General features: G+C 69.0%; 19 protein-coding genes. 6 read left to right on the top strand and 13 right to left on the bottom strand.

Going from position 1 to position 17,315, the window contains the following annotated elements:
- Positions 1-12: 12 nt before the first annotated feature.
- Positions 13-1,179 carry a helix-turn-helix transcriptional regulator gene (locus tag ACFRMN_RS03395; RefSeq protein ID WP_383012557.1) on the bottom strand — a complete coding sequence of 389 codons (1,167 nt, stop codon included), beginning with the start codon at positions 1,177-1,179 and terminating at the stop codon, positions 13-15.
- 233 nt (positions 1,180-1,412) lie between these two features.
- Between ACFRMN_RS03395 and ACFRMN_RS03400 the strand changes: the two genes are divergently transcribed.
- The 4 genes from ACFRMN_RS03400 to ACFRMN_RS03415 are packed head-to-tail and all read left to right on the top strand — an operon-like array spanning position 1,413 to position 2,956.
- Complete coding sequence (locus ACFRMN_RS03400) at positions 1,413-1,721, top strand: hypothetical protein (RefSeq protein WP_383012560.1); 309 nt, start codon at positions 1,413-1,415, stop codon at positions 1,719-1,721.
- Positions 1,718-2,119, top strand: coding sequence for a hypothetical protein (locus tag ACFRMN_RS03405; protein WP_383012563.1), 402 nt, complete (start codon positions 1,718-1,720; stop codon positions 2,117-2,119). The genes ACFRMN_RS03400 and ACFRMN_RS03405 overlap by 4 nt, the downstream gene beginning before the upstream one ends.
- 4 nt (positions 2,120-2,123) lie before the next feature.
- Positions 2,124-2,690, top strand: coding sequence for an ATP-binding protein (locus ACFRMN_RS03410; protein ID WP_383012565.1), 567 nt, complete (start codon positions 2,124-2,126; stop codon positions 2,688-2,690).
- Entirely contained in the window at positions 2,687-2,956 is a 270-nt protein-coding gene (locus ACFRMN_RS03415) for a hypothetical protein (RefSeq protein WP_383012568.1), read from the top strand. Before ACFRMN_RS03410 ends, ACFRMN_RS03415 begins: the two co-directional genes overlap by 4 nt.
- A gap of 92 nt (positions 2,957-3,048) precedes the next feature.
- Here the strand turns inward: ACFRMN_RS03415 and glmM are convergent, their stop codons facing one another.
- The 4 genes from glmM to ACFRMN_RS03435 form a co-directional block, all read right to left on the bottom strand.
- Positions 3,049-4,416 carry a phosphoglucosamine mutase gene (gene glmM, locus ACFRMN_RS03420; RefSeq protein WP_383012570.1) on the bottom strand — a complete coding sequence of 456 codons (1,368 nt, stop codon included), beginning with the start codon at positions 4,414-4,416 and terminating at the stop codon, positions 3,049-3,051.
- Between the two features lie 211 nt (positions 4,417-4,627).
- Positions 4,628-5,155: a 30S ribosomal protein S9 gene (gene rpsI / locus ACFRMN_RS03425; protein ID WP_365972376.1), complete on the bottom strand. Its 528-nt coding sequence runs from the start codon at positions 5,153-5,155 to the stop codon at positions 4,628-4,630.
- A 42-nt stretch (positions 5,156-5,197) separates the two neighbouring features.
- Positions 5,198-5,641: a 50S ribosomal protein L13 gene (gene rplM, locus ACFRMN_RS03430; RefSeq protein WP_383012573.1), complete on the bottom strand. Its 444-nt coding sequence runs from the start codon at positions 5,639-5,641 to the stop codon at positions 5,198-5,200.
- A 336-nt stretch (positions 5,642-5,977) separates the two neighbouring features.
- A complete protein-coding gene (locus ACFRMN_RS03435; RefSeq protein ID WP_383012576.1) occupies positions 5,978-7,597 on the bottom strand; it encodes an ABC-F family ATP-binding cassette domain-containing protein in 1,620 nt (539 codons plus the stop codon).
- A gap of 92 nt (positions 7,598-7,689) precedes the next feature.
- Here ACFRMN_RS03435 and ACFRMN_RS03440 point away from each other — a divergent pair, with 92 nt between their 5' ends.
- Positions 7,690-8,568 (top strand): hypothetical protein, encoded by an 879-nt coding sequence (locus ACFRMN_RS03440; RefSeq protein WP_383012579.1) that lies wholly within the window; start codon positions 7,690-7,692, stop codon positions 8,566-8,568.
- A 165-nt stretch (positions 8,569-8,733) separates the two neighbouring features.
- A complete protein-coding gene (locus ACFRMN_RS03445) occupies positions 8,734-11,937 on the top strand; it encodes a glycosyltransferase family 2 protein (protein ID WP_383012582.1) in 3,204 nt (1,067 codons plus the stop codon).
- A 2-nt stretch (positions 11,938-11,939) separates the two neighbouring features.
- On the opposite strand, the gene truA is transcribed toward ACFRMN_RS03445, so the two are convergent.
- The 8 genes from truA to map all read right to left on the bottom strand — a co-directional run bounded on the left by truA (position 11,940) and on the right by map (position 17,123).
- The gene (gene truA, locus ACFRMN_RS03450) at positions 11,940-12,869 is read right to left on the bottom strand and encodes a tRNA pseudouridine(38-40) synthase TruA (RefSeq protein ID WP_383012584.1); all 930 of its coding nucleotides are present in this window, start codon (positions 12,867-12,869) and stop codon (positions 11,940-11,942) included.
- A gap of 91 nt (positions 12,870-12,960) precedes the next feature.
- Positions 12,961-13,467 (bottom strand): 50S ribosomal protein L17, encoded by a 507-nt coding sequence (rplQ, locus tag ACFRMN_RS03455; protein WP_383012587.1) that lies wholly within the window; start codon positions 13,465-13,467, stop codon positions 12,961-12,963.
- 102 nt (positions 13,468-13,569) lie between these two features.
- Positions 13,570-14,592: a DNA-directed RNA polymerase subunit alpha gene (locus ACFRMN_RS03460; protein WP_003956430.1), complete on the bottom strand. Its 1,023-nt coding sequence runs from the start codon at positions 14,590-14,592 to the stop codon at positions 13,570-13,572.
- 116 nt (positions 14,593-14,708) lie between these two features.
- Positions 14,709-15,113 carry a 30S ribosomal protein S11 gene (gene rpsK / locus ACFRMN_RS03465; protein ID WP_003956432.1) on the bottom strand — a complete coding sequence of 135 codons (405 nt, stop codon included), beginning with the start codon at positions 15,111-15,113 and terminating at the stop codon, positions 14,709-14,711.
- A 65-nt stretch (positions 15,114-15,178) separates the two neighbouring features.
- A complete protein-coding gene (gene rpsM, locus ACFRMN_RS03470; RefSeq protein ID WP_030351452.1) occupies positions 15,179-15,559 on the bottom strand; it encodes a 30S ribosomal protein S13 in 381 nt (126 codons plus the stop codon).
- Positions 15,560-15,755: 196 nt separating this feature from the next.
- Positions 15,756-15,869, bottom strand: a complete 114-nt coding sequence (gene rpmJ / locus ACFRMN_RS03475; RefSeq protein ID WP_003956441.1) for a 50S ribosomal protein L36 — start codon at positions 15,867-15,869, stop codon at positions 15,756-15,758.
- A gap of 55 nt (positions 15,870-15,924) precedes the next feature.
- Entirely contained in the window at positions 15,925-16,146 is a 222-nt protein-coding gene (gene infA / locus ACFRMN_RS03480) for a translation initiation factor IF-1 (protein ID WP_003956442.1), read from the bottom strand.
- 140 nt (positions 16,147-16,286) lie between these two features.
- The gene (gene map, locus ACFRMN_RS03485; protein ID WP_383012590.1) at positions 16,287-17,123 is read right to left on the bottom strand and encodes a type I methionyl aminopeptidase; all 837 of its coding nucleotides are present in this window, start codon (positions 17,121-17,123) and stop codon (positions 16,287-16,289) included.
- Positions 17,124-17,315 lie beyond the last annotated feature (192 nt).

Genomic DNA, 17,315 nt, shown 5'->3' on the forward strand with positions numbered 1-17,315 from the left:
GCCCCACCCGTTCTACATCGCAGCCATCAGGGCAAGCAGGCGATCGTTGATGTCCTGCGCCCACGGCTCATTTCGCCACTGTCGAAGCTCTCGACCAGCAGAGAACGCCAGATTAAGACCGCCGCCTCCGCGTGTCAGCTCCACGGCATCAATGGTGCGGTGCATGGTCGCTGCCGCTTCATCCAGCTTCCTTTGACGGATGAGTGCAAGCGTCAGGTTGCCAAGCGCGATGGCCTGACTCTTCTTCTTGGCGGCCAGTGCCCGCGTGGTCGTGCGGAGGATCGGCTCCGCTCGCTCCGGGAGGTTGAGAAACAAGTAGCACGATCCGGTGAGCCGGTTGAACTCGTTGACGGTGTAATACTCCGCTGCCACGTCGTCCAGGCCCACCCGATCAAACTGGGCGTCAGCCTTCTTGAGTGCGTCCTCGCATTCCTTGAGCGCGCCGGTCATAGCGTGCCCCTCCGCGACGTGAAGCAGGCTCAAGCCTGTCAGCGATGGACTGGCGACCTTCGCCACTTGGGCCGCCTGCTGAGCGAGCATGACGCCCTTGGTCGGGTTCTTCTCGCCATAGAGGGCAACGAAGCCCATCCGAAGCCTGGCGTAGGACTCAATCGAGGGATCACGGATGTGCTGGGCAGCGTCGAGGGCTTCACCGAAGTAGGTGAGCGGTGCGTGATGGTCGCGCCGCTGGCTGACATCCCAGACCAGTTGACCCATGAGGGTTGCTGAGTCGGCCTCCACCTCGTAGAGCGCTCGTCGTACGCGCGGGTTGGCGGCGTTCTCACGGAGGAACTTCACCTGTCCGTGCACGTGTCCGGCCGGGCCGAGCAAGCTGGTGGACGATGCCTGGTCGTAGGACTCATCGAGCTGACGCAACCGCTCGTGCAAGTAGGCGACCACCATCAGGTCGGCCGACGCCGGGTTTTCAAGCGCGTAATTCATGCGTTCACTCGGCCGTGCCTGAATGATCGTCACATCATCGAGGGCCGCTTGTAGTTCGTCACTGGTGATTTTGAATGCGCGGGCAAGCTTCGGTCGTAACCAGGCTTGCGGCTCTGTTTCAGCGCTCTCCCAGCGGCCCACCGTTGAACGCTCGACGCCGAGATGTTCGGCAAGCGTCTCCTGTGTGAAGCCTGCCGATTTACGACGCTGAGCCAGCCGTATGCGCTTGCTGGCCATCGCTCATCCCTCCGACTGATCACGGGGCGTGAATCAGCCTAGCCAATCGGGTGACGTCCGTGCAGGCCAGGCGGTCATCTGCGGCATGGATGCGACATCTCTGCCGCACGCGCGCTGTTGGTTTTCGCAGGTCAAGCGGCTTTTCTCTCTGTTGGGTCGATCGACAGCGCACAGCGAGAACAGTCGCCGGTCGATCCCTTCCAGCCCACGAGGAGGAATGGATGCGACCTGGAATGTACGGCTACCTGCGGTTAGCCGCCAGTAGCGCGGACGACGAAAACCGAACCCTGCAAAATGAATTGGCCACGCACGCTGAGCGCGAAGGTTTCACGTTGGAGCAGACGTTCGTCGAGCAGATTCGTGCCAACGAACCGGCCTTCGACTGCTTGACGGAAGCCCTCAAGGCGAGCGGCGTCCGCAACGTCATCGTGCCTTCCCTCTGGCACTTCGCCCGGCTGCCCGGACTGCAAGCCGCAATGCGCGAACACATCGAGTACGAACTCGGGGCACGAATTTGGGTCGTCCAAGGAGTCCAGCGATGAGCAATACGAAGTCACCGGCCTACGGGTACCTACGCGTCTGCTCCGACGCGGCCGACCACGAGGCCATCGCGCTGGAACAGAACATGAAGCGCTTCGCCGCCGTGCGGGGGTTGCAACTGACCGCCATCTACCACGAGTTCGACAGCGGCTCGATCGACGCCTTCAACGAACTGGTCGAGGTGATCCGTTGTACCGGTACGCGTGACGTGTTCGTGCCGTCCCTGGATCACCTCGCCGAGAACGGTCCGCTCCAACGAGCCCTGCTCGACCGGTTGGAGTTTGGTCTCTCGGCCACCGTGCACGCCCTGGACGAACTCCCGCACCACCAAGACGACACAGCCACGGGAAGCAGTGGCGACCCACAAGTCGCCGCCATCTCGTCAGCCGGCCGGGGGTAACGCCATGCCGCTGCTGCGCGCGTGGGATCGCCTGACGCTGACCGCTGTTCCTTCGGCCGTGAGCTGTGCACGGGCCTTCGCCAAGTTCACGCTCCGGTGGTGGGACGCGACCCACGTTATGGACGACGCCCTACTCGTCGTCTCCGAACTGGTCACCAACGCCGTCACGGCCACCGGCCCGAAGACGACCACACCCACATGGACGGACATCAAGGCGGAACACATCCTCGGCGTACAGCTCCGCGTCGTGGACATGCATCTGTACGTCGAGGTGTGGGACAGAAGCGATGAGGTCCCCGGCACCAAGCACCCCGCCGCGGACGCCGAAGACGGGCGCGGCCTTCTGCTCGTCGAAGCGCTCACCAAAAGGTGGGGCACCTCCCGGCCGCCAGTCGGAGGCAAGATCGTGTGGGCTGAGTTGGCGCTATCCAAGCCGCCCACTCTGACGGTCGATGTGCCGCCGCTACCGCACCGACTGCCCGCGCATGTGCGCGTCCCGGAAGGCAAGGCCAAGGACGCGGTCGCTACCGCGCTGATGCAGCGCGTCTTAGAAGGGTTGCGCAACCTGTGAGAGACACGACGAGTAACGACGAGCTGCACCGTGTCGGGTCGTGGGTGCTGCGGATCGACACCAGTGAGGACACACCCACGGCGCGGTTCATGGTGGAGTGCGAAGACTGCCACGACACTTCCGCCCCGGTGGACGACGTCCAGCGGATCACCGAGGCGTGGGCGGTGAATCATGCGACCGAGAACCCCGGCCACGAGCGCTACCAGCTCACCATCCACCACTTCTGGCGGGTGACCCGTGGAGCGAGCCGCCCACGGCGACGGTAGATGTCAAGAAACGAAGAACACCCCCGTGAAGCTGATCACGGGGGTGTTCTTGGGGTCGCGCCGTCCCGGCCCGTCGGCTCAGCTCAACGCCTTCAGCCGAGCGCCGACTTCACCGCGTCCGCCAGCCGGCTCGCCACCGACCGCGCCTGGTCGATGTCCGCCGCCTCGACCATGACCCGTACCAGCGGCTCGGTGCCCGAGGGGCGCAGCAGGACGCGGCCCGTGGAGCCCAGTTCGTGTTCGGCCTCGGCGACCGCCGACGCCAGTTCCGCGGAGGTCTTCACCCGCGATTTGTCGACATCGGGCACATTGATCAGCACCTGCGGCAGCCGTCGCATGACGCCCGCGAGGTCGGCCAGCGTACGGCCCGTCGCGGCGACCCGGGCCGCGAGCATCAGGCCGGTGAGGGTGCCGTCGCCGGTGGTGGCGTGGTCGAGGACGATGACATGGCCCGACTGCTCGCCGCCGAGGGCGTAGCCGTGCTCCTTCATCGACTCCAGTACGTAGCGGTCGCCGACCGCGGTCTCGACGAGATGGATGCCCTCGCGCTCCATCGCGATCTTGAACCCGAGGTTGGACATGACCGTCCCGACCACCGCGTCGCCGCGCAGCGTGCCCGCCTCGCGCATCGCGAGGGCCAGTACGGCGAGGATCTGGTCGCCGTCGACCTCTTCGCCCGCGCCGTCCACGGCCAGACAGCGGTCCGCGTCGCCGTCGTGGGCGATGCCGAAGTCCGCGCCGTGCTCGACGACCGCGGCCTTGAGCTGGTCCAGATGTGTGGAGCCGCATCCGTCGTTGATATTCAGCCCGTCCGGCTCAGCGCCGATCGTGATGACCTCGGCGCCGGCGCGGGTGAAGGCCTCCGGCGACACCCGGGCCGCCGCGCCGTGCGCCTCGTCCAGGACGATCTTCAGTCCGTCGAGCCGGTTCGGCAGCACAGCGATCAGATGTGCCACGTACTGATCGAAACCTTCGTCGTACGAGCGGACCCGGCCGACTCCGCCACCGGTCGGCCGCTCCCAGGGGGCCCCGGTGCGGTGCACGGTGTTCTCGTAGTAGGCGGCCTCGATACGGTCCTCCAGCTCGTCGGCGAGTTTGTGCCCGCCGCGCGCGAAGAACTTGATGCCGTTGTCGGGCATCGCGTTGTGGCTCGCGGAGAGCATCACGCCGAGGTCGGCGCCCAGCACCCCGGTGAGATACGCCACCGCGGGGGTAGGCAGCACACCGACACGCAGGACGTCCACGCCCGCGCTCGCCAGGCCCGCCACGACAGCGGCCTCCAGGAATTCACCGGAGGCACGAGGATCACGTCCGACCACCGCCGTGGGGCGATGCCCCTCGAACGTCCCCACTTCGGCGAGCACATGCGCCGCCGCGACCGAAAGACCGAGCGCCAGCTCAGCCGTCAGATCGGCGTTGGCGACACCGCGCACACCGTCCGTGCCGAAGAGTCGTCCCACAGCTCTCCCTCCGAGAACACCCGGAGCCGGCATCACCGATATCGCCCCGAGCGAAAAGATTTCGAAAACGCAAACCCATGCAAAGTTTTGAGCGCCTGATGCTGTTATACGCCCGAGTAACCAATAAAACGAACGCCCCGGCAGCACGGAGTGCCGCCGGGGCGTTCGGGTGCCGTAGAGGCCGTAAAGCCAATACCGGCAAACGAGCGATTTAGCGCTTGCTGTACTGCGGCGCCTTGCGGGCCTTCTTCAGACCGGCCTTCTTGCGCTCGACGGCGCGGTCGTCGCGGCTCAGGAAGCCGGCCTTCTTCAGCGGGGCGCGGTTGTTGTCCACGTCCGCCTCGTTCAGCGAGCGGGCCACACCGAGACGCAGGGCGCCGGCCTGGCCGGAGACGCCGCCACCCGAGATACGGGCGATGACGTCGTAGCGGTTGTCGAGCTCAAGCACCTTGAAGGGCTCGTTGACAGCCTGCTGGTGCACCTTGTTGGGGAAGTAGTCCTCAAGGGTGCGACCGTTGATCTTCCACTTGCCGGTGCCCGGGACGATCCGGACGCGGGCGATGGCGTTCTTGCGACGGCCCAGGCCGGCCGCCGGCTGCGGGTCGCCGAAGCGGGACGCCAGCGACTCGGAGGTGTACTCACCCTCGACCGGGGTCTCCGACTCGAAGGTCGTCACCTCGGCGTACGTCTCTTCCGCCTCGGGGGCTTCGACGGGGGTCTCTGCAGTGGTCTCGGCCACGATGCTCCTCAGATTTCTTTTCGTCTTAGGGGGTGGCCGGAACTACTGCGCGACCTGGGTGATCTCGAACGGGACCGGCTGCTGCGCGGCGTGCGGGTGCTGGTCACCCGAGTACACCTTCAGCTTCGAGAACATCTGACGGCCCAGGGTGTTCTTGGGGATCATGCCCTTGATGGCCTTCTCGACGGCCTTCTCGGGGTTCTTGGCGAGGAGCTCGTCGTAGCGGACGGAGCGCAGACCACCCGGGTAACCGGAGTGGCGGTACGCCATCTTCTGGGTCCGCTTGTTGCCGGACAGGTGCACCTTGTCGGCGTTGATGATGATGACGAAGTCACCGGTGTCGACGTGGGGCGCGTAGATCGCCTTGTGCTTACCGCGCAGAAGATTGGCGGCGGTGGTCGCCAGACGGCCCAGGACGATGTCCTGCGCGTCGATGATGTGCCACTGGCGCGTCACATCGCCGGGCTTGGGGCTGTACGTACGCACGGTCGTATGCCTTCGCTTCTTCAGTGAAAGTGGAGTCCTGACAAGGCCACCCGGACGATCACGACAGCCCTGGCGGTACCTCGGGGACGCAACCCGTGCACTACCGCTGTCCATCGGCCCGGTGGACCGGCGTAAGGGCCCCTCGCGTGAGAACGACCAAGCCAATACGCATAACGAACCAGAAGAATACCGTCGGTGCCCCGTACGGGTCAAAACGGGGGTCGCGCCCCTCGGGACCCGGTCCCCGCCGGCCGCGCCCGTACCACCCGCCGCCGCTCCCCCCCGTACGCCCGTCAACCGGTCCCGTACCGCCCGTTACCGGTCCCGTACCGCCCGTTACCGGTCCCGTACCACCCGTCGCTCGTCCCACACCGGTTCCGGCGTCTCCCGTACGACCCCGTCCGAGCCGAATACCAGGTACCGGTCGAAGGAGCGAGCGAACCAGCGGTCGTGGGTGACCGCGAGCACCGTCCCGTCGTACACCTCAAGACCGTCCTGAAGGGCCTCCGCCGACTCCAGGTCCAGGTTGTCCGTCGGCTCGTCCAGGAGCAGCGCGGTCGTACCGCACAGTTCGAGCAGCAGGATCTGGAAGCGCGCCTGCTGGCCGCCCGACAGCTTCTCGAAGGGCTGGTCGCCCTGGCGCTCCAGCTCGTACCGGCGCAGCACGCTCATCGCGCCGCCCCGGTCCTTCGCGTGCTCCGTCCACAGGATGTCGACCAGCGTGCGGCCCAGCAGCTCGGGGTGGGCGTGGGTCTGGGCGAAGTGGCCCGGTACGACGCGCGCGCCCAGCTTCCACCGGCCGGTGTGCCGTACGTCCTCGCCGGCCAGCAGCCGCAGGAAGTGGGACTTGCCGGAGCCGTTCGAACCGAGGACCGCGACCCGCTCGCCGTAGTAGATCTCCAGCGAGAACGGCTTCATCAGCCCGGTCAGCTCCAGATTCTCGCAGGTCACGGCACGTACGCCGGTACGGCCGCCGCGCAGCCGCATGGAGATCTCCTGCTCGCGGGGCGGCTCCGGCGGCGGTCCGGCGTCCTCGAACTTCTTGAAGCGCGTCTGCATCGCCCGGTAGCGCGAGGCCATGTCGGGGCTGATCGCCGCCTGCTGCCGCAGCCGGTGCACCAGCGCCTTCAGCCGGGCGTGCTCCTCGTCCCAGCGCCGCTTCAGCTCCTCGAAGCGCGCGAAGCGCTCCTTGCGGGCCTCGTGGTACGTACCGAACCCGCCGCCGTGCACCCACACGTCGGAGCCGGCCGGGCTGGGCTCCACGCTCACGATCTTCTCGGCGGCCCTGGCCAGCAGCTCCCGGTCGTGGGAGATGAAGAGGACCGTCTTACGGGTCTCCTTCAGCCGCTCCTCCAGCCACCGCTTGCCCGGCACGTCCAGATAGTTGTCCGGCTCGTCGAGCAGCAGCACCTGGTCGGGCCCGCGCAGCAGCGCCTCAAGCACCAGCCGTTTCTGCTCGCCGCCGCTCAGGGTGCGCAGCTCGCGCCACTGCGCCTTCTCGTACGGGACACCGAGCGCCGCCGTCGTGCACATGTCCCAGACCGTCTCGGCCTCGTAGCCGCGTGCCTCCGCCCAGTCGCTGAGCGCCTGCGCGTACCGCATCTGCGCGGCCTCGTCATCGACCGTCATGATGCCGTGCTCGGCCGAGTCCACGGCCGCCGCGGCGTCCCGCAGGCGCGGCTGCGCGACCGAGACCAGCAGGTCACGGACCGTGCGCTCGTCCCGTACCGACCCCACGAACTGCGACATCACACCGAGCCCGCCGCTGACCGTCACCGAGCCGCCGTGCGGCTGGAGCTCCCCCGCGATCAGCCTCAGCAGCGTGGTCTTGCCGGCGCCGTTGGCCCCGACGAGAGCGACGACGGAGCCCTCCGCGACGCGGAACGAGGCGTCGGCGAGCAACACCCGTCCGTCGGGGAGGTAGTACTCCAGGTGCGCGGCCTCAACATGTCCCATGTCCCGCATTGTCGGTGCAGGTCGCGCCGGAGCCCAATCCTTTTCCGATTCCCGCGCGATTTCCCGGGCGCCGGGCGGTCTAAACTCGCGCCATGAGCTTTGGGCAAGGGGGGCCCTCCTGGGGCGGCCCCGGTTCACCGGACCATGACCCGCACGGCACACAGACACCGGATTGGGCCGCTCTCGCGGACGCCTCCGCCGCGCGTACCCGCCGCAAACGCTGGCTGATGATCGGTGGTGGCGTGCTCGCGACCGGCGCGATAGCCGCGATCGTGGCGACCGCCGTCGTCTCCATGAACGGCGGGAACGACCGCGGCGCGGAGAACACCGCCAACGAGCTGCCCACGCCCACCGATCTGCCGGACCGGAGCCCCGAGTCCGAGCCCACCTTCTCCTCGGTCGAGCCGCTGCCGCCGCCGAACCCGAAGGACTACGTCTCCAGCGCCGACAAGGACAAGGCGCCGCTGAACGCCGACACCCTCTTCCCCGGCGACAAGCTCACGATGAGCGACCGCGTCTACGCGAAGGGCGCCACGGCCCGCACCACCAACTGCGCGGCGGCGGCACAGGGCGCGCTCGGCTCCATCCTCGCCTCGAACAGCTGTGACCAGGTCATCCGCGCCACGTACAGCAGGGACGGGGTCGCCGTGACCGTCGGCGTCGCGGTCTTCGATTCGGAGGCGCTGGCGCTGAAGGCCAAGGGCCAGGCGCAGGACGGCATCGCCTCGCTCTCCGGCGCCGGTGTCCCGACCTTCTGCCGGGCCCCCTCGGTCTGCCGCAAGACCACCAACTCGTACGGCAGGTACGTCTACTTCACGGTCGGCGGCTTCACCTCCGGCAAGAACGTCACCACTTCGGACAAGGACGTCTTCACCACCGGGGACGACGTCGCGGAGTTCGCTTTCCGCCAGATCCTCGAACGGGGCAGGTCCCAGGCGTCGGCCGCGGCCACGGCCCCCGTCGAGCAGTAACCGCGCCCCACGACGCCCGCTCCACGACGCCCGTCCCACGACGCCCGCACCACGGCCCCCGCTCACCCGCGCCGCCGCGCTTCCCCGGCACGGCGCGTGCTCCGCGCTGTGTACAGTCTGCGCAACTTGCGTGGCGCTGGTGAATGCACAGAGGGCGTGGGGTGGATGGCGGTCAAAGTCACCGTGGTGGTACCGACATACAACTCGGGAATCCACATCGAGCCGCTGGTCGGCTCGCTGCTGGGGCAGACCCTGCCCAGCGACGAGTTCGAGGTGCTCTTCGTCGACGACGGCTCGACCGACGAGACCCCGGAGCGGCTGGCGGCCCTGGTCGCCGAGCACGACCACTTCCGGATGGAGCGCATCCCCAACTCGGGCTGGCCGGGAAAGCCGCGCAACATCGGCGTGGAGCGGGCGAACGGTCACTATGTGCAGTTCGCCGACCACGATGACCGGCTGGCGCCCGAGGCGCTGGAGCGGCTGTACGCCATGGCCGCGCGCAATGACTCCGACATCGTCATCGGCAAGGTCGCCAGCAACTTCCGCAGCCGGGGCGTCCCGTACGGTCTGATGACCCGGACCCGGGAGAGCTGCACCGTACGGAACGCGCCGCTCATCGACAGCCTCACCCCGCACAAGATGTTCCGCACCGCGTTCCTGCGCGAACACGGCATCGCGCACCCCGAAGGGCCCTGGATCCTGGAGGACCAGCTCTTCATGGTCCGCGCCTATCTCAAGGCGTCCGTGGTCTCCGTCCTGGGCGACTACGTCTGTTACGCGTACTGGGCCCGTGAGGACGCCGAGAACGCCGGTACGGCCGCGATGGACCCGCGCGGGTACTACGGGAATCTCCGCGAGGTCATGGCGACGGTCGTCGCGGGCACCGAGCCGGGTCCCGAGCGCGACCGCCTGCTGCGCCGCTTCTACCGGGTGGAGATGCTGCACCGGCTGGGCGAGCCGCCCCGGGGCCTGCTGGTCGACCCGCCGTTCCGGGACGACCCGTTCGAGGTGGTGCGCGAGTTGGCCGAGGAGTTCATGACGGACGGCGTGCACCTGGGGCTGGCCGCCGTACAGCGGACCAGATCGGCCCTGCTCCGGGAGAACAGGCCGGCGGAACTGACCGAGTTCACCCGCAGGCAGATGGATCTCGGCGCCCGCTGCGCGATCGAGCGGGCGGGCTGGAGCCGCGACCGGTTCAAGATGTCGTTCACCGCCCGGTTCGCGGGCGAGCCCGGCCCCGGCGGCGCCCACGACGGGTCCGGTCTGCTGCTGGCCCGGCGCGGGGAGCGGTACTTCCTCGCGCCCGCCCTGACGGACGGGGTCCTGTCCGAACCCGTCGAGGTGACCGACGAGTTGAAGTCCTTCAAGGCCGATGTGCTGCTGCGGCACGCGGAGACCGCGCATGTGTGGCTCCCCGAGCGCGAGACGTCCCTCGTCCTGGAGGAGGAACCCGTACCGGACGGCCTCGCGGGCGCCGTGCCCGAGGGCACCGTGCTCGTACGGCCCGTCGTCCGCGGCAGCGTCGCCGTCGACCCGCTGCGCGGCGCGGGCGGCGGGCCTCTGGCCGAGGGCGCCTGGGAGGTGCGGATCAGGCTCATGGGCGCGGGCTTCGACCGGTACACCCGGCTCGGCGGGGACACCGCGCCCGGGGAGGTGGCTCTGCCCGCCCCGGAAATCCTCGGCGGTCGGGAGATCACCGGTGCCCTCACCGACGAAGGGCTGACCCTGACCGTACGCGCGACCGACGCGGTGCCCGGTCCCCGGCCGCCGAAGGTCAGCGTCGTCGTACCGACCGCCGGGGCGGCGCCCGGGGCCGTGGAGACCACCCTCGCCTCACTGGCCGCCCAGACCCTGGCCGCGGACGACATCGAGGTGATCAGCGTGCCGGACGCGGCGCCGGGCACCGATCCCCGTAACGCCGGGACCGACACCGCGACCGGCGAGTACGTGCTGTACATGGAGCCCGGCGACCGGCTCGGCACCGAAGCCCTGGAGCGGATGTACGCGTACGGCATCGAGCACGACGCCGACATCGTCGCCGGCAAGCTCGCGGGCAAGGGCCGGGCCGTCCCCCGCGAACTGTTCGTACGGGACCGGCCGCGCGCCACGCTCTCCAAGGACCCGCTGGCCGACAGCCTGACCGCCAACAAGCTGTTCCACCGCGCCTTCCTCGACGAGCACGGGCTGCGCTTCGCCGCGCGGGCGGGCGGCAACCAGGCCCTGGCCGAGCAGGCGTTCACGGCCGAGGCCACCCTCCGGGCGGGCCGTACCGCCGTCCTCGGCGGCTATGTCTGCTACCACTACGGTCCCGGCGGCGCGGGCCCCGCCGCGGCGCCCGGGGATTTCTACGCCGAACTGCGCGCCCTGCTGAAGACCGTCGACGGCCTCGTCGGACCCGGGGCGGCGCGCGACCGGCTGCACCGGCGCTGGCTGCGTGTGGAGATCCTGGACCGGCTGAGCGGCAAACGGCTGCTGGACCTGGACGAGGACGCGCGACGCGAGCTGTTCCGGGCGATCCGCGGGGTCGTCGTGGACGGGATCTCGGGCACGTCGGTGGCCGGTCTGCCCGCCGCGCGCCGGGTGGCCGTCGGGCTGATCACCGACGACCGGCTCGATGAGCTGGTGGCGCTCGCCGCGTGGGAGTCCTCGGTCGTCTGCCACGCGCGGCTGGACGCGCTGTCCTGGCTGAACGACGGCGGCTGTCTGCGGATCGCCTTCACCGGCGAACTGCACGGCGCGGACGGCCCCCTCGTCGTCACCGACACCGACACCGACACCGACGCAGGCACGGGCACCGGCACCGGCACCGGCACCGGCACGGCTACCGAAACAGGCACGGGCGGGGGCCAGGTAGCCCTCGCCCCGGCCAGTCTCTCCCCGGCCCTGCGGGACCGTCTCGCCCGCGAACCGCTCACCGGCGGCGCCTCACCCGCCAAGGCGTCCGTCGTCCTCGTCCTGCGCGAGCGCGCCGGCGGCGCCGAGTACCGGCTGCCCACGAAGACCACCGTCTTCCGCCCCGAAGGCGTGCTGAGCATCGCCGGGACGGCCCGGCTCGACCTCGCCACGGCGCTGGACGGCGCCCCGCTGGGCGATGGCGTCTGGGATCTGTCCGTACGCCTCACCGCGCTCGGCTGGACGAAGTCCGCGCGGCTCGGCTCCCGGCGCGGACCCGAGGTGCCCGAGCGGCTGACGCCCGTGCCGCACCCCACCGCGCGGGACCGCCGCGTCACGCCGTACTGGACCAATCCGCAGCGCGATCTGTCCCTGCGCGTCGCGGTCCCCGCGCCGGAGCCCGCACCCGCGCGGGCCGCACCGGCCCAGGCACCGGGACCGCTGCGCCGCCTCGCCCGACGGCTGCGGCGCGGCTGACCTCAGCAGCAGCCCGCGCCGCAGTCCCGGTCCCGGTCCGCGGCTCGATCCCCGTCCCCGTCCCCGTTCCCGTCCCCGTTCAGGTTCGCGCCCAGCGTCCGCTTGTTGCGCGCCGCCCGGTTCCGCTCACCCAGCAGTTCGTCGGCCGGATAGCCGACCTCCTCCAGGGTGAGCCCGTGCGGCCGTACGACATGCACCGCCGAGTCCCGCACCCCCGCCGCCAGCACCTTCGCCGGCCATTCCACGGGCCGGTGCCCGTCGCCCACGAACAGCAGCGCGCCCACCAGCGAGCGCACCATGTTGTGGCAGAAGGCATCGGCCCGCACGGTCGCGGTGATCACCCCGTGCGCGTCGCGCTCCCACTCCAGCCGCTGGAGCGTACGGATGGTCGTCGCGCCCTCGCGCCGCTTGCAGTACGCCGCGAAGTCGTGCTCGCCGAGCAGCCCGGCGGACGCCGCGTTCATCGCCGCCACGTCCAACGGCCAGTCGTGCCACAGCACATGGCCGCGCAGCAGCGGATCGACGCCCCCGGGATGGTCGGTCACGCGGTACGCGTAGCGCCGCCAGACGGCCGAGAAGCGCGCGTTGAAGCCCGGGGGTGCCTCGGTGACCTTCCAGACCCGTACGTCGTGGCTCAGCCGCCCCGCGAGCCGCCGCAGCAGCCGCTCCCGGTGCTCGGCCCACACCTCGTCCGGCAGATCGACATGCGCGACCTGCCCGCGCGCGTGCACGCCCGCGTCCGTACGCCCGGCGACGGTCAGCTCGTACGTGCGCGAGGACCGCGTCACCGTACGCAGCGCGTCCTCGATCTCGCCCTGGACGGTCCGCCGGGTCCGCTGCCTCGCCCAGCCCGAGAAGTCCTTGCCGTCGTACGACAGGTCCAGCCGTACCCGTACGTGTCCGGGCGCCGCGCCCTCGATAGCGTCGCTCACCTGACCCACCTGCCCCACCTGTCCGCCCTTTCCATACAGAACGGGCCCGCCCCCACGAGGGAGCGGACCCGTCCGTCAGTCGTCAGAACGCTCAGGCGTCCTTGGACTCCGACTCGGCCTCGGCGGCCGGCTTGGCGTCCTCGACGGTCTCGGCCGGAGCCTCGTCCTTCTTGAGGGCGTCTTCCTTGACCGCGCGCTTCGTCGCCGCCTCGGCCTCACCGGTGGCCTGCTGCGCCACGGTCAGGGCCTCGACCAGCTCGATGACCGCCATCGGGGCGTTGTCGCCACGACGGTTGCCGATCTTGGTGATGCGCGTGTAACCACCGGGGCGGTTCTCGTACCGCGGGGCGATCTCGGTGAAGAGCGTGTGGACGACGCTCTTGTCCGTGATCGACTGCAGCACCAGGCGACGGTTGTGGATGTCGCCCTTCTTCGCCTTGGTGATGAAACGCTCCGCGATCGGGCGCAGGCGGCGGGCCTTGGCCTCGGTCGTGGTGATGCGGCCGTGCTCGAAGAGCGACTTCGCGAGGTTCGCGAGGAGCAGCTTCTCGTGCGCGGCGCTGCCGCCCAGACGGGCACCCTTGGCGGGCTTCGGCATGGTGTATCTCCTTGTGTCTGCACCGGCCGTATCAGGTACCGGTGTCAGTTCCCGGACGGGCGATCGCCCGCCGGAACCCGGAGCTCACGCTCCGGAGGCGGTTCAGTACTGCTCGGTCTCCACGAAGCCCGCGTCCGCGTCGTCGTCGGCGCCGAAGGCGTCCGCGGCGGCGGTCGGGTCGAATCCGGGCGGGCTGTCCTTGAGGGCCAGGCCCATGCCGGCCAGCTTCGCCTTGACCTCGTCGATCGACTTCGCACCGAAGTTACGGATGTCGAGCAGATCGGCCTCGGAGCGCGCCACCAGCTCACCCACGGAGTGGATGCCCTCGCGCTTGAGGCAGTTGTACGACCGAACGGTGAGCTCCAGCTCCTCGATCGGCAGGGCGAGATCGGCGGCGAGCGCCGCGTCCGTCGGCGACGGGCCCATGTCGATGCCCTCGGCGTCGATGTTGAGCTCGCGCGCCAGACCGAACAGCTCGACCAGCGTCTTACCGGCGGACGCCATGGCGTCGCGCGGCCGCATGGCCTGCTTGGTCTCGACGTCGACGATCAGCTTGTCGAAGTCGGTGCGCTGCTCGACACGGGTCGCCTCGACCTTGTACGTGACCTTGAGCACCGGCGAGTAGATGGAGTCGACCGGAATCCGGCCGATCTCCTGGCCCACCTGCTTGTTCTGGACGGCGGAGACATAGCCGCGACCGCGCTCGACGGTCAGCTCCATCTCCAGCTTGCCCTTGCCGTTCAGCGTCGCGAGCACGAGGTCCGGGTTGTGGACCTCGACACCGGCCGGCGGGGCGATGTCAGCGGCCGTGACCAGGCCGGGACCCTGCTTGCGCAGGTACATCACGACCGGCTCGTCGTGCTCCGAGGAGACGACCAGCTGCTTGATGTTCAGGATGAGGTCGGTGACGTCCTCCTTGACGCCCGGCACGGTGGTGAACTCGTGCAGGACACCGTCGATCCGGATCGACGTGACCGCCGCGCCGGGGATCGAGGAGAGGAGCGTACGCCGAAGGGAGTTGCCGAGCGTGTAGCCGAAGCCCGGCTCCAGCGGCTCGATCACGAACCGCGAGCGGTACTCGTCGACGACCTCTTCGGTCAGCGAGGGACGCTGAGCGATAAGCATGGTTAATGCCTCCAGTCTTGGCACCCGCTATTTGATGCCAACAGAACAAGGGTACGGGCGGCACGGCACCGAAGCGCCGTACCGCCCGCGAGCCGTTCCCCTGCGCGGGGAAAGGGTCAGACGCGGCGGCGCTTCGGGGGGCGGCAGCCGTTGTGCGGGGTGGGGGTGACGTCCTGGATCGAGCCCACCTCCAGGCCGGTGGCCTGGAGCGAACGGATCGCGGTCTCACGGCCGGAGCCGGGACCCTTGACGAAGACGTCGACCTTGCGCATGCCGTGCTCCTGCGCGCGGCGGGCGGCCGACTCGGCGGCCATCTGCGCGGCGAAGGGGGTGGACTTGCGCGAGCCCTTGAAGCCGACGTGGCCGGCGGAGGCCCAGGAGATCACATTGCCCGAGGGGTCGGTGATCGAGACGATCGTGTTGTTGAACGTGCTCTTGATGTGGGCGTGCCCGTGAGCGACGTTCTTCTTTTCCTTGCGGCGCACCTTCTTGGCAGCGCCCTGACGACCCTTGGGGGGCATCTATTTCTCCTACAGGGAGGTGGTCGGTCCTACAGCGAAGACCGCTGATGAGCGTCCGCTGAGGACTACTTCTTGCCCGGCTTCTTCTTACCGGCGATGGCGCGACGCGGGCCCTTGCGGGTACGAGCGTTCGTGCTGGTGCGCTGTCCGTGCACCGGCAGGCCACGGCGGTGACGCAGACCCTGGTAGCAGCCGATCTCGACCTTGCGGCGGATGTCGGCGGCGATCTCGCGACGGAGGTCACCCTCGGTCTTGAGGTTGGCGTCCACGTACTCGCGGATCTTGACGAGGTCTTCCTCGGCGAGGTCACGGACGCGGACGTTCGGGTCGACGCCAACGGCGGCGAGGGTCTCCTTGGACCGGGTGCGCCCGATACCGAAGACGTAGGTGAGGGCGACCTCGACGCGCTTTTCGCGCGGGAGGTCAACGCCTGCGAGGCGTGCCATTCATGGCTCCTGATGATGTCGGAGGTCTTCCGCAGTGTCGTTCCCGGCTGCCGGTCCGTCCCTGTGCGGGAGCGGTACGGTCCGGGTCCCCGGCCTCCGCCGGAGGTGTCGGTCCCACCGGGTGGGAGCCGGACACTGCGTCATTACGAGTTTGCTCGCGTCGCGCGAAGTACTGCGAGAGGCAGGTGGTCTTGCGTCAGCCCTGGCGCTGCTTGTGGCGCAGGTTGTCGCAGATGACCATGACCCGGCCGTGACGGCGGATCACCTTGCACTTGTCGCAGATCTTCTTGACGCTCGGCTTGACCTTCATGGGATTGAGGTTCTCCGGGTCAGTGCGGGCACCCCGCGAGGGGTGACTGCAAGATCTACTTGTATCGGTAGACGATCCGGCCACGCGTCAGGTCGTACGGAGACAGCTCCACCACGACCCGGTCATCGGGGAGGATACGGATGTAGTGCATCCGCATCTTGCCGCTGATGTGCGCGAGGACCTTGTGACCGTTCTGCAGCTCCACCTTGAACATGGCGTTCGGGAGGGACTCGATCACGGTGCCCTCAATTTCGATGGCACCTTGCTTCTTGGCCACGCTTCGCCCTTCGAATCGGCTACCTTGATCGATTCTGGCAGCCGCATGAGGACACACGGGTACACCAGAGCCGACGCGTCAGTCTACGGGAGCGCACTCGAAAAGACGAATCCGTTCAGTTTGCCCACCGAAGGAGATTCTTAAGCCAACGGGTCCGGAGCCGTGGTGACGCCCAGCTCGGCGAGCTTCGCCTTACCCCCGTCGGGGGCGGTCAGGACCAGCGGGCCCTCCTCGGTCAGCGCCACGGAGTGCTCCCAGTGCGAGGACCAGGTGCCGTCGGTCGTGATGACCGTCCACTCGTCCTCCAGCACCTCCGTACGCGGCGTACCGAGCGAGACCATCGGCTCGATCGCCAGGCAGAAGCCCGGGGCCAGCTTGGGGCCCTTGCCGCGCTTGCGCGAGACATAGTTCAGCAGATGCGGGTCCATGTGCATCTCGGTGCCGATGCCGTGGCCGCCGTAGTCCTCGATGATCCCGTACTTGCCGCCGCCGGGGCGGGGCTGTCTGCGGATGTACGTCTCGATCGCCCGGGACACGTCCACCAGCCGGTTGCCGCCGCGCATCGCCGCGATCCCGGCCCACATCGACTCCTCGGTCACCCGTGAGAGCTCGACCAGCTCCGGAGCGTGACCGGTGCCGACGAACGCCGTGAAGGCCGCGTCGCCGTGCCAGCCGTCGATGATCGCGCCGGCGTCGATGGAGATGATGTCGCCGTCCTTGAGGACGGTCCTGTCGTCCGGGATGCCATGCACGACGACCTCGTTGACCGAGGTGCAGATGGTCGCGGGGAACCCGCCGTACCCGAGGAAGTTCGGCTTGGCGCCGTGCTCGGCCAGTACCTTGCGGGCGACCTGGTCCAGATCCCGGGTGGTGGCGCCGGGCACCGCCGCCGCGCCGGTGGCCGCGTGCACGGCGGCGACGACCAGTCCCGCCTCACGCATCTTCGCGATCTGCTCGGGGGTCTTGATCTGCACCATGCCTGCGCCTTCCACCTGTCTGTGACTGATTCGACACGCCCTGCTCACCACGTCCGCTTCACACGGACCGCTCAACAGTACGGCCGTGGCGGGGGGGGGGGGGCCGGCCGCCGGCAGGTTGAGCGGGCAGGGGGGGGGGGGACCGCCCCCGCCCCCCCGCCCCGGCCCCCCCCCACCCCCCCGCCACAGCGA

It is taken from the genome of Streptomyces sp. NPDC056835 (assembly GCF_042789485.1).
Lineage (GTDB): Bacteria > Actinomycetota > Actinomycetes > Streptomycetales > Streptomycetaceae > Streptomyces.

Bases quoted from the DNA above. Each gene is read 5' to 3' on its own strand.
- ACFRMN_RS03395 (WP_383012557.1), bottom strand. From the start codon at position 1,179: ATGGCCAGCAAGCGCATACGGCTGGCTCAGCGTCGTAAATCGGCAGGC.
- ACFRMN_RS03440 (WP_383012579.1), top strand. From the start codon at position 7,690: ATGAGCTTTGGGCAAGGGGGGCCCTCCTGGGGCGGCCCCGGTTCACCG.
- rpsM (WP_030351452.1), bottom strand. From the start codon at position 15,559: ATGGCACGCCTCGCAGGCGTTGACCTCCCGCGCGAAAAGCGCGTCGAG.
- rplQ (WP_383012587.1), bottom strand. From the start codon at position 13,467: ATGCCGAAGCCCGCCAAGGGTGCCCGTCTGGGCGGCAGCGCCGCGCAC.
- ACFRMN_RS03410 (WP_383012565.1), top strand. From the start codon at position 2,124: ATGCCGCTGCTGCGCGCGTGGGATCGCCTGACGCTGACCGCTGTTCCT.
- ACFRMN_RS03445 (WP_383012582.1), top strand. From the start codon at position 8,734: ATGGCGGTCAAAGTCACCGTGGTGGTACCGACATACAACTCGGGAATC.
- ACFRMN_RS03405 (WP_383012563.1), top strand. From the start codon at position 1,718: ATGAGCAATACGAAGTCACCGGCCTACGGGTACCTACGCGTCTGCTCC.
- rpsK (WP_003956432.1), bottom strand. From the start codon at position 15,113: ATGCCCCCCAAGGGTCGTCAGGGCGCTGCCAAGAAGGTGCGCCGCAAG.
- map (WP_383012590.1), bottom strand. From the start codon at position 17,123: ATGGTGCAGATCAAGACCCCCGAGCAGATCGCGAAGATGCGTGAGGCG.
- ACFRMN_RS03400 (WP_383012560.1), top strand. From the start codon at position 1,413: ATGTACGGCTACCTGCGGTTAGCCGCCAGTAGCGCGGACGACGAAAAC.
- ACFRMN_RS03435 (WP_383012576.1), bottom strand. From the start codon at position 7,597: ATGGGACATGTTGAGGCCGCGCACCTGGAGTACTACCTCCCCGACGGA.
- ACFRMN_RS03460 (WP_003956430.1), bottom strand. From the start codon at position 14,592: ATGCTTATCGCTCAGCGTCCCTCGCTGACCGAAGAGGTCGTCGACGAG.
- rpmJ (WP_003956441.1), bottom strand. From the start codon at position 15,869: ATGAAGGTCAAGCCGAGCGTCAAGAAGATCTGCGACAAGTGCAAGGTG.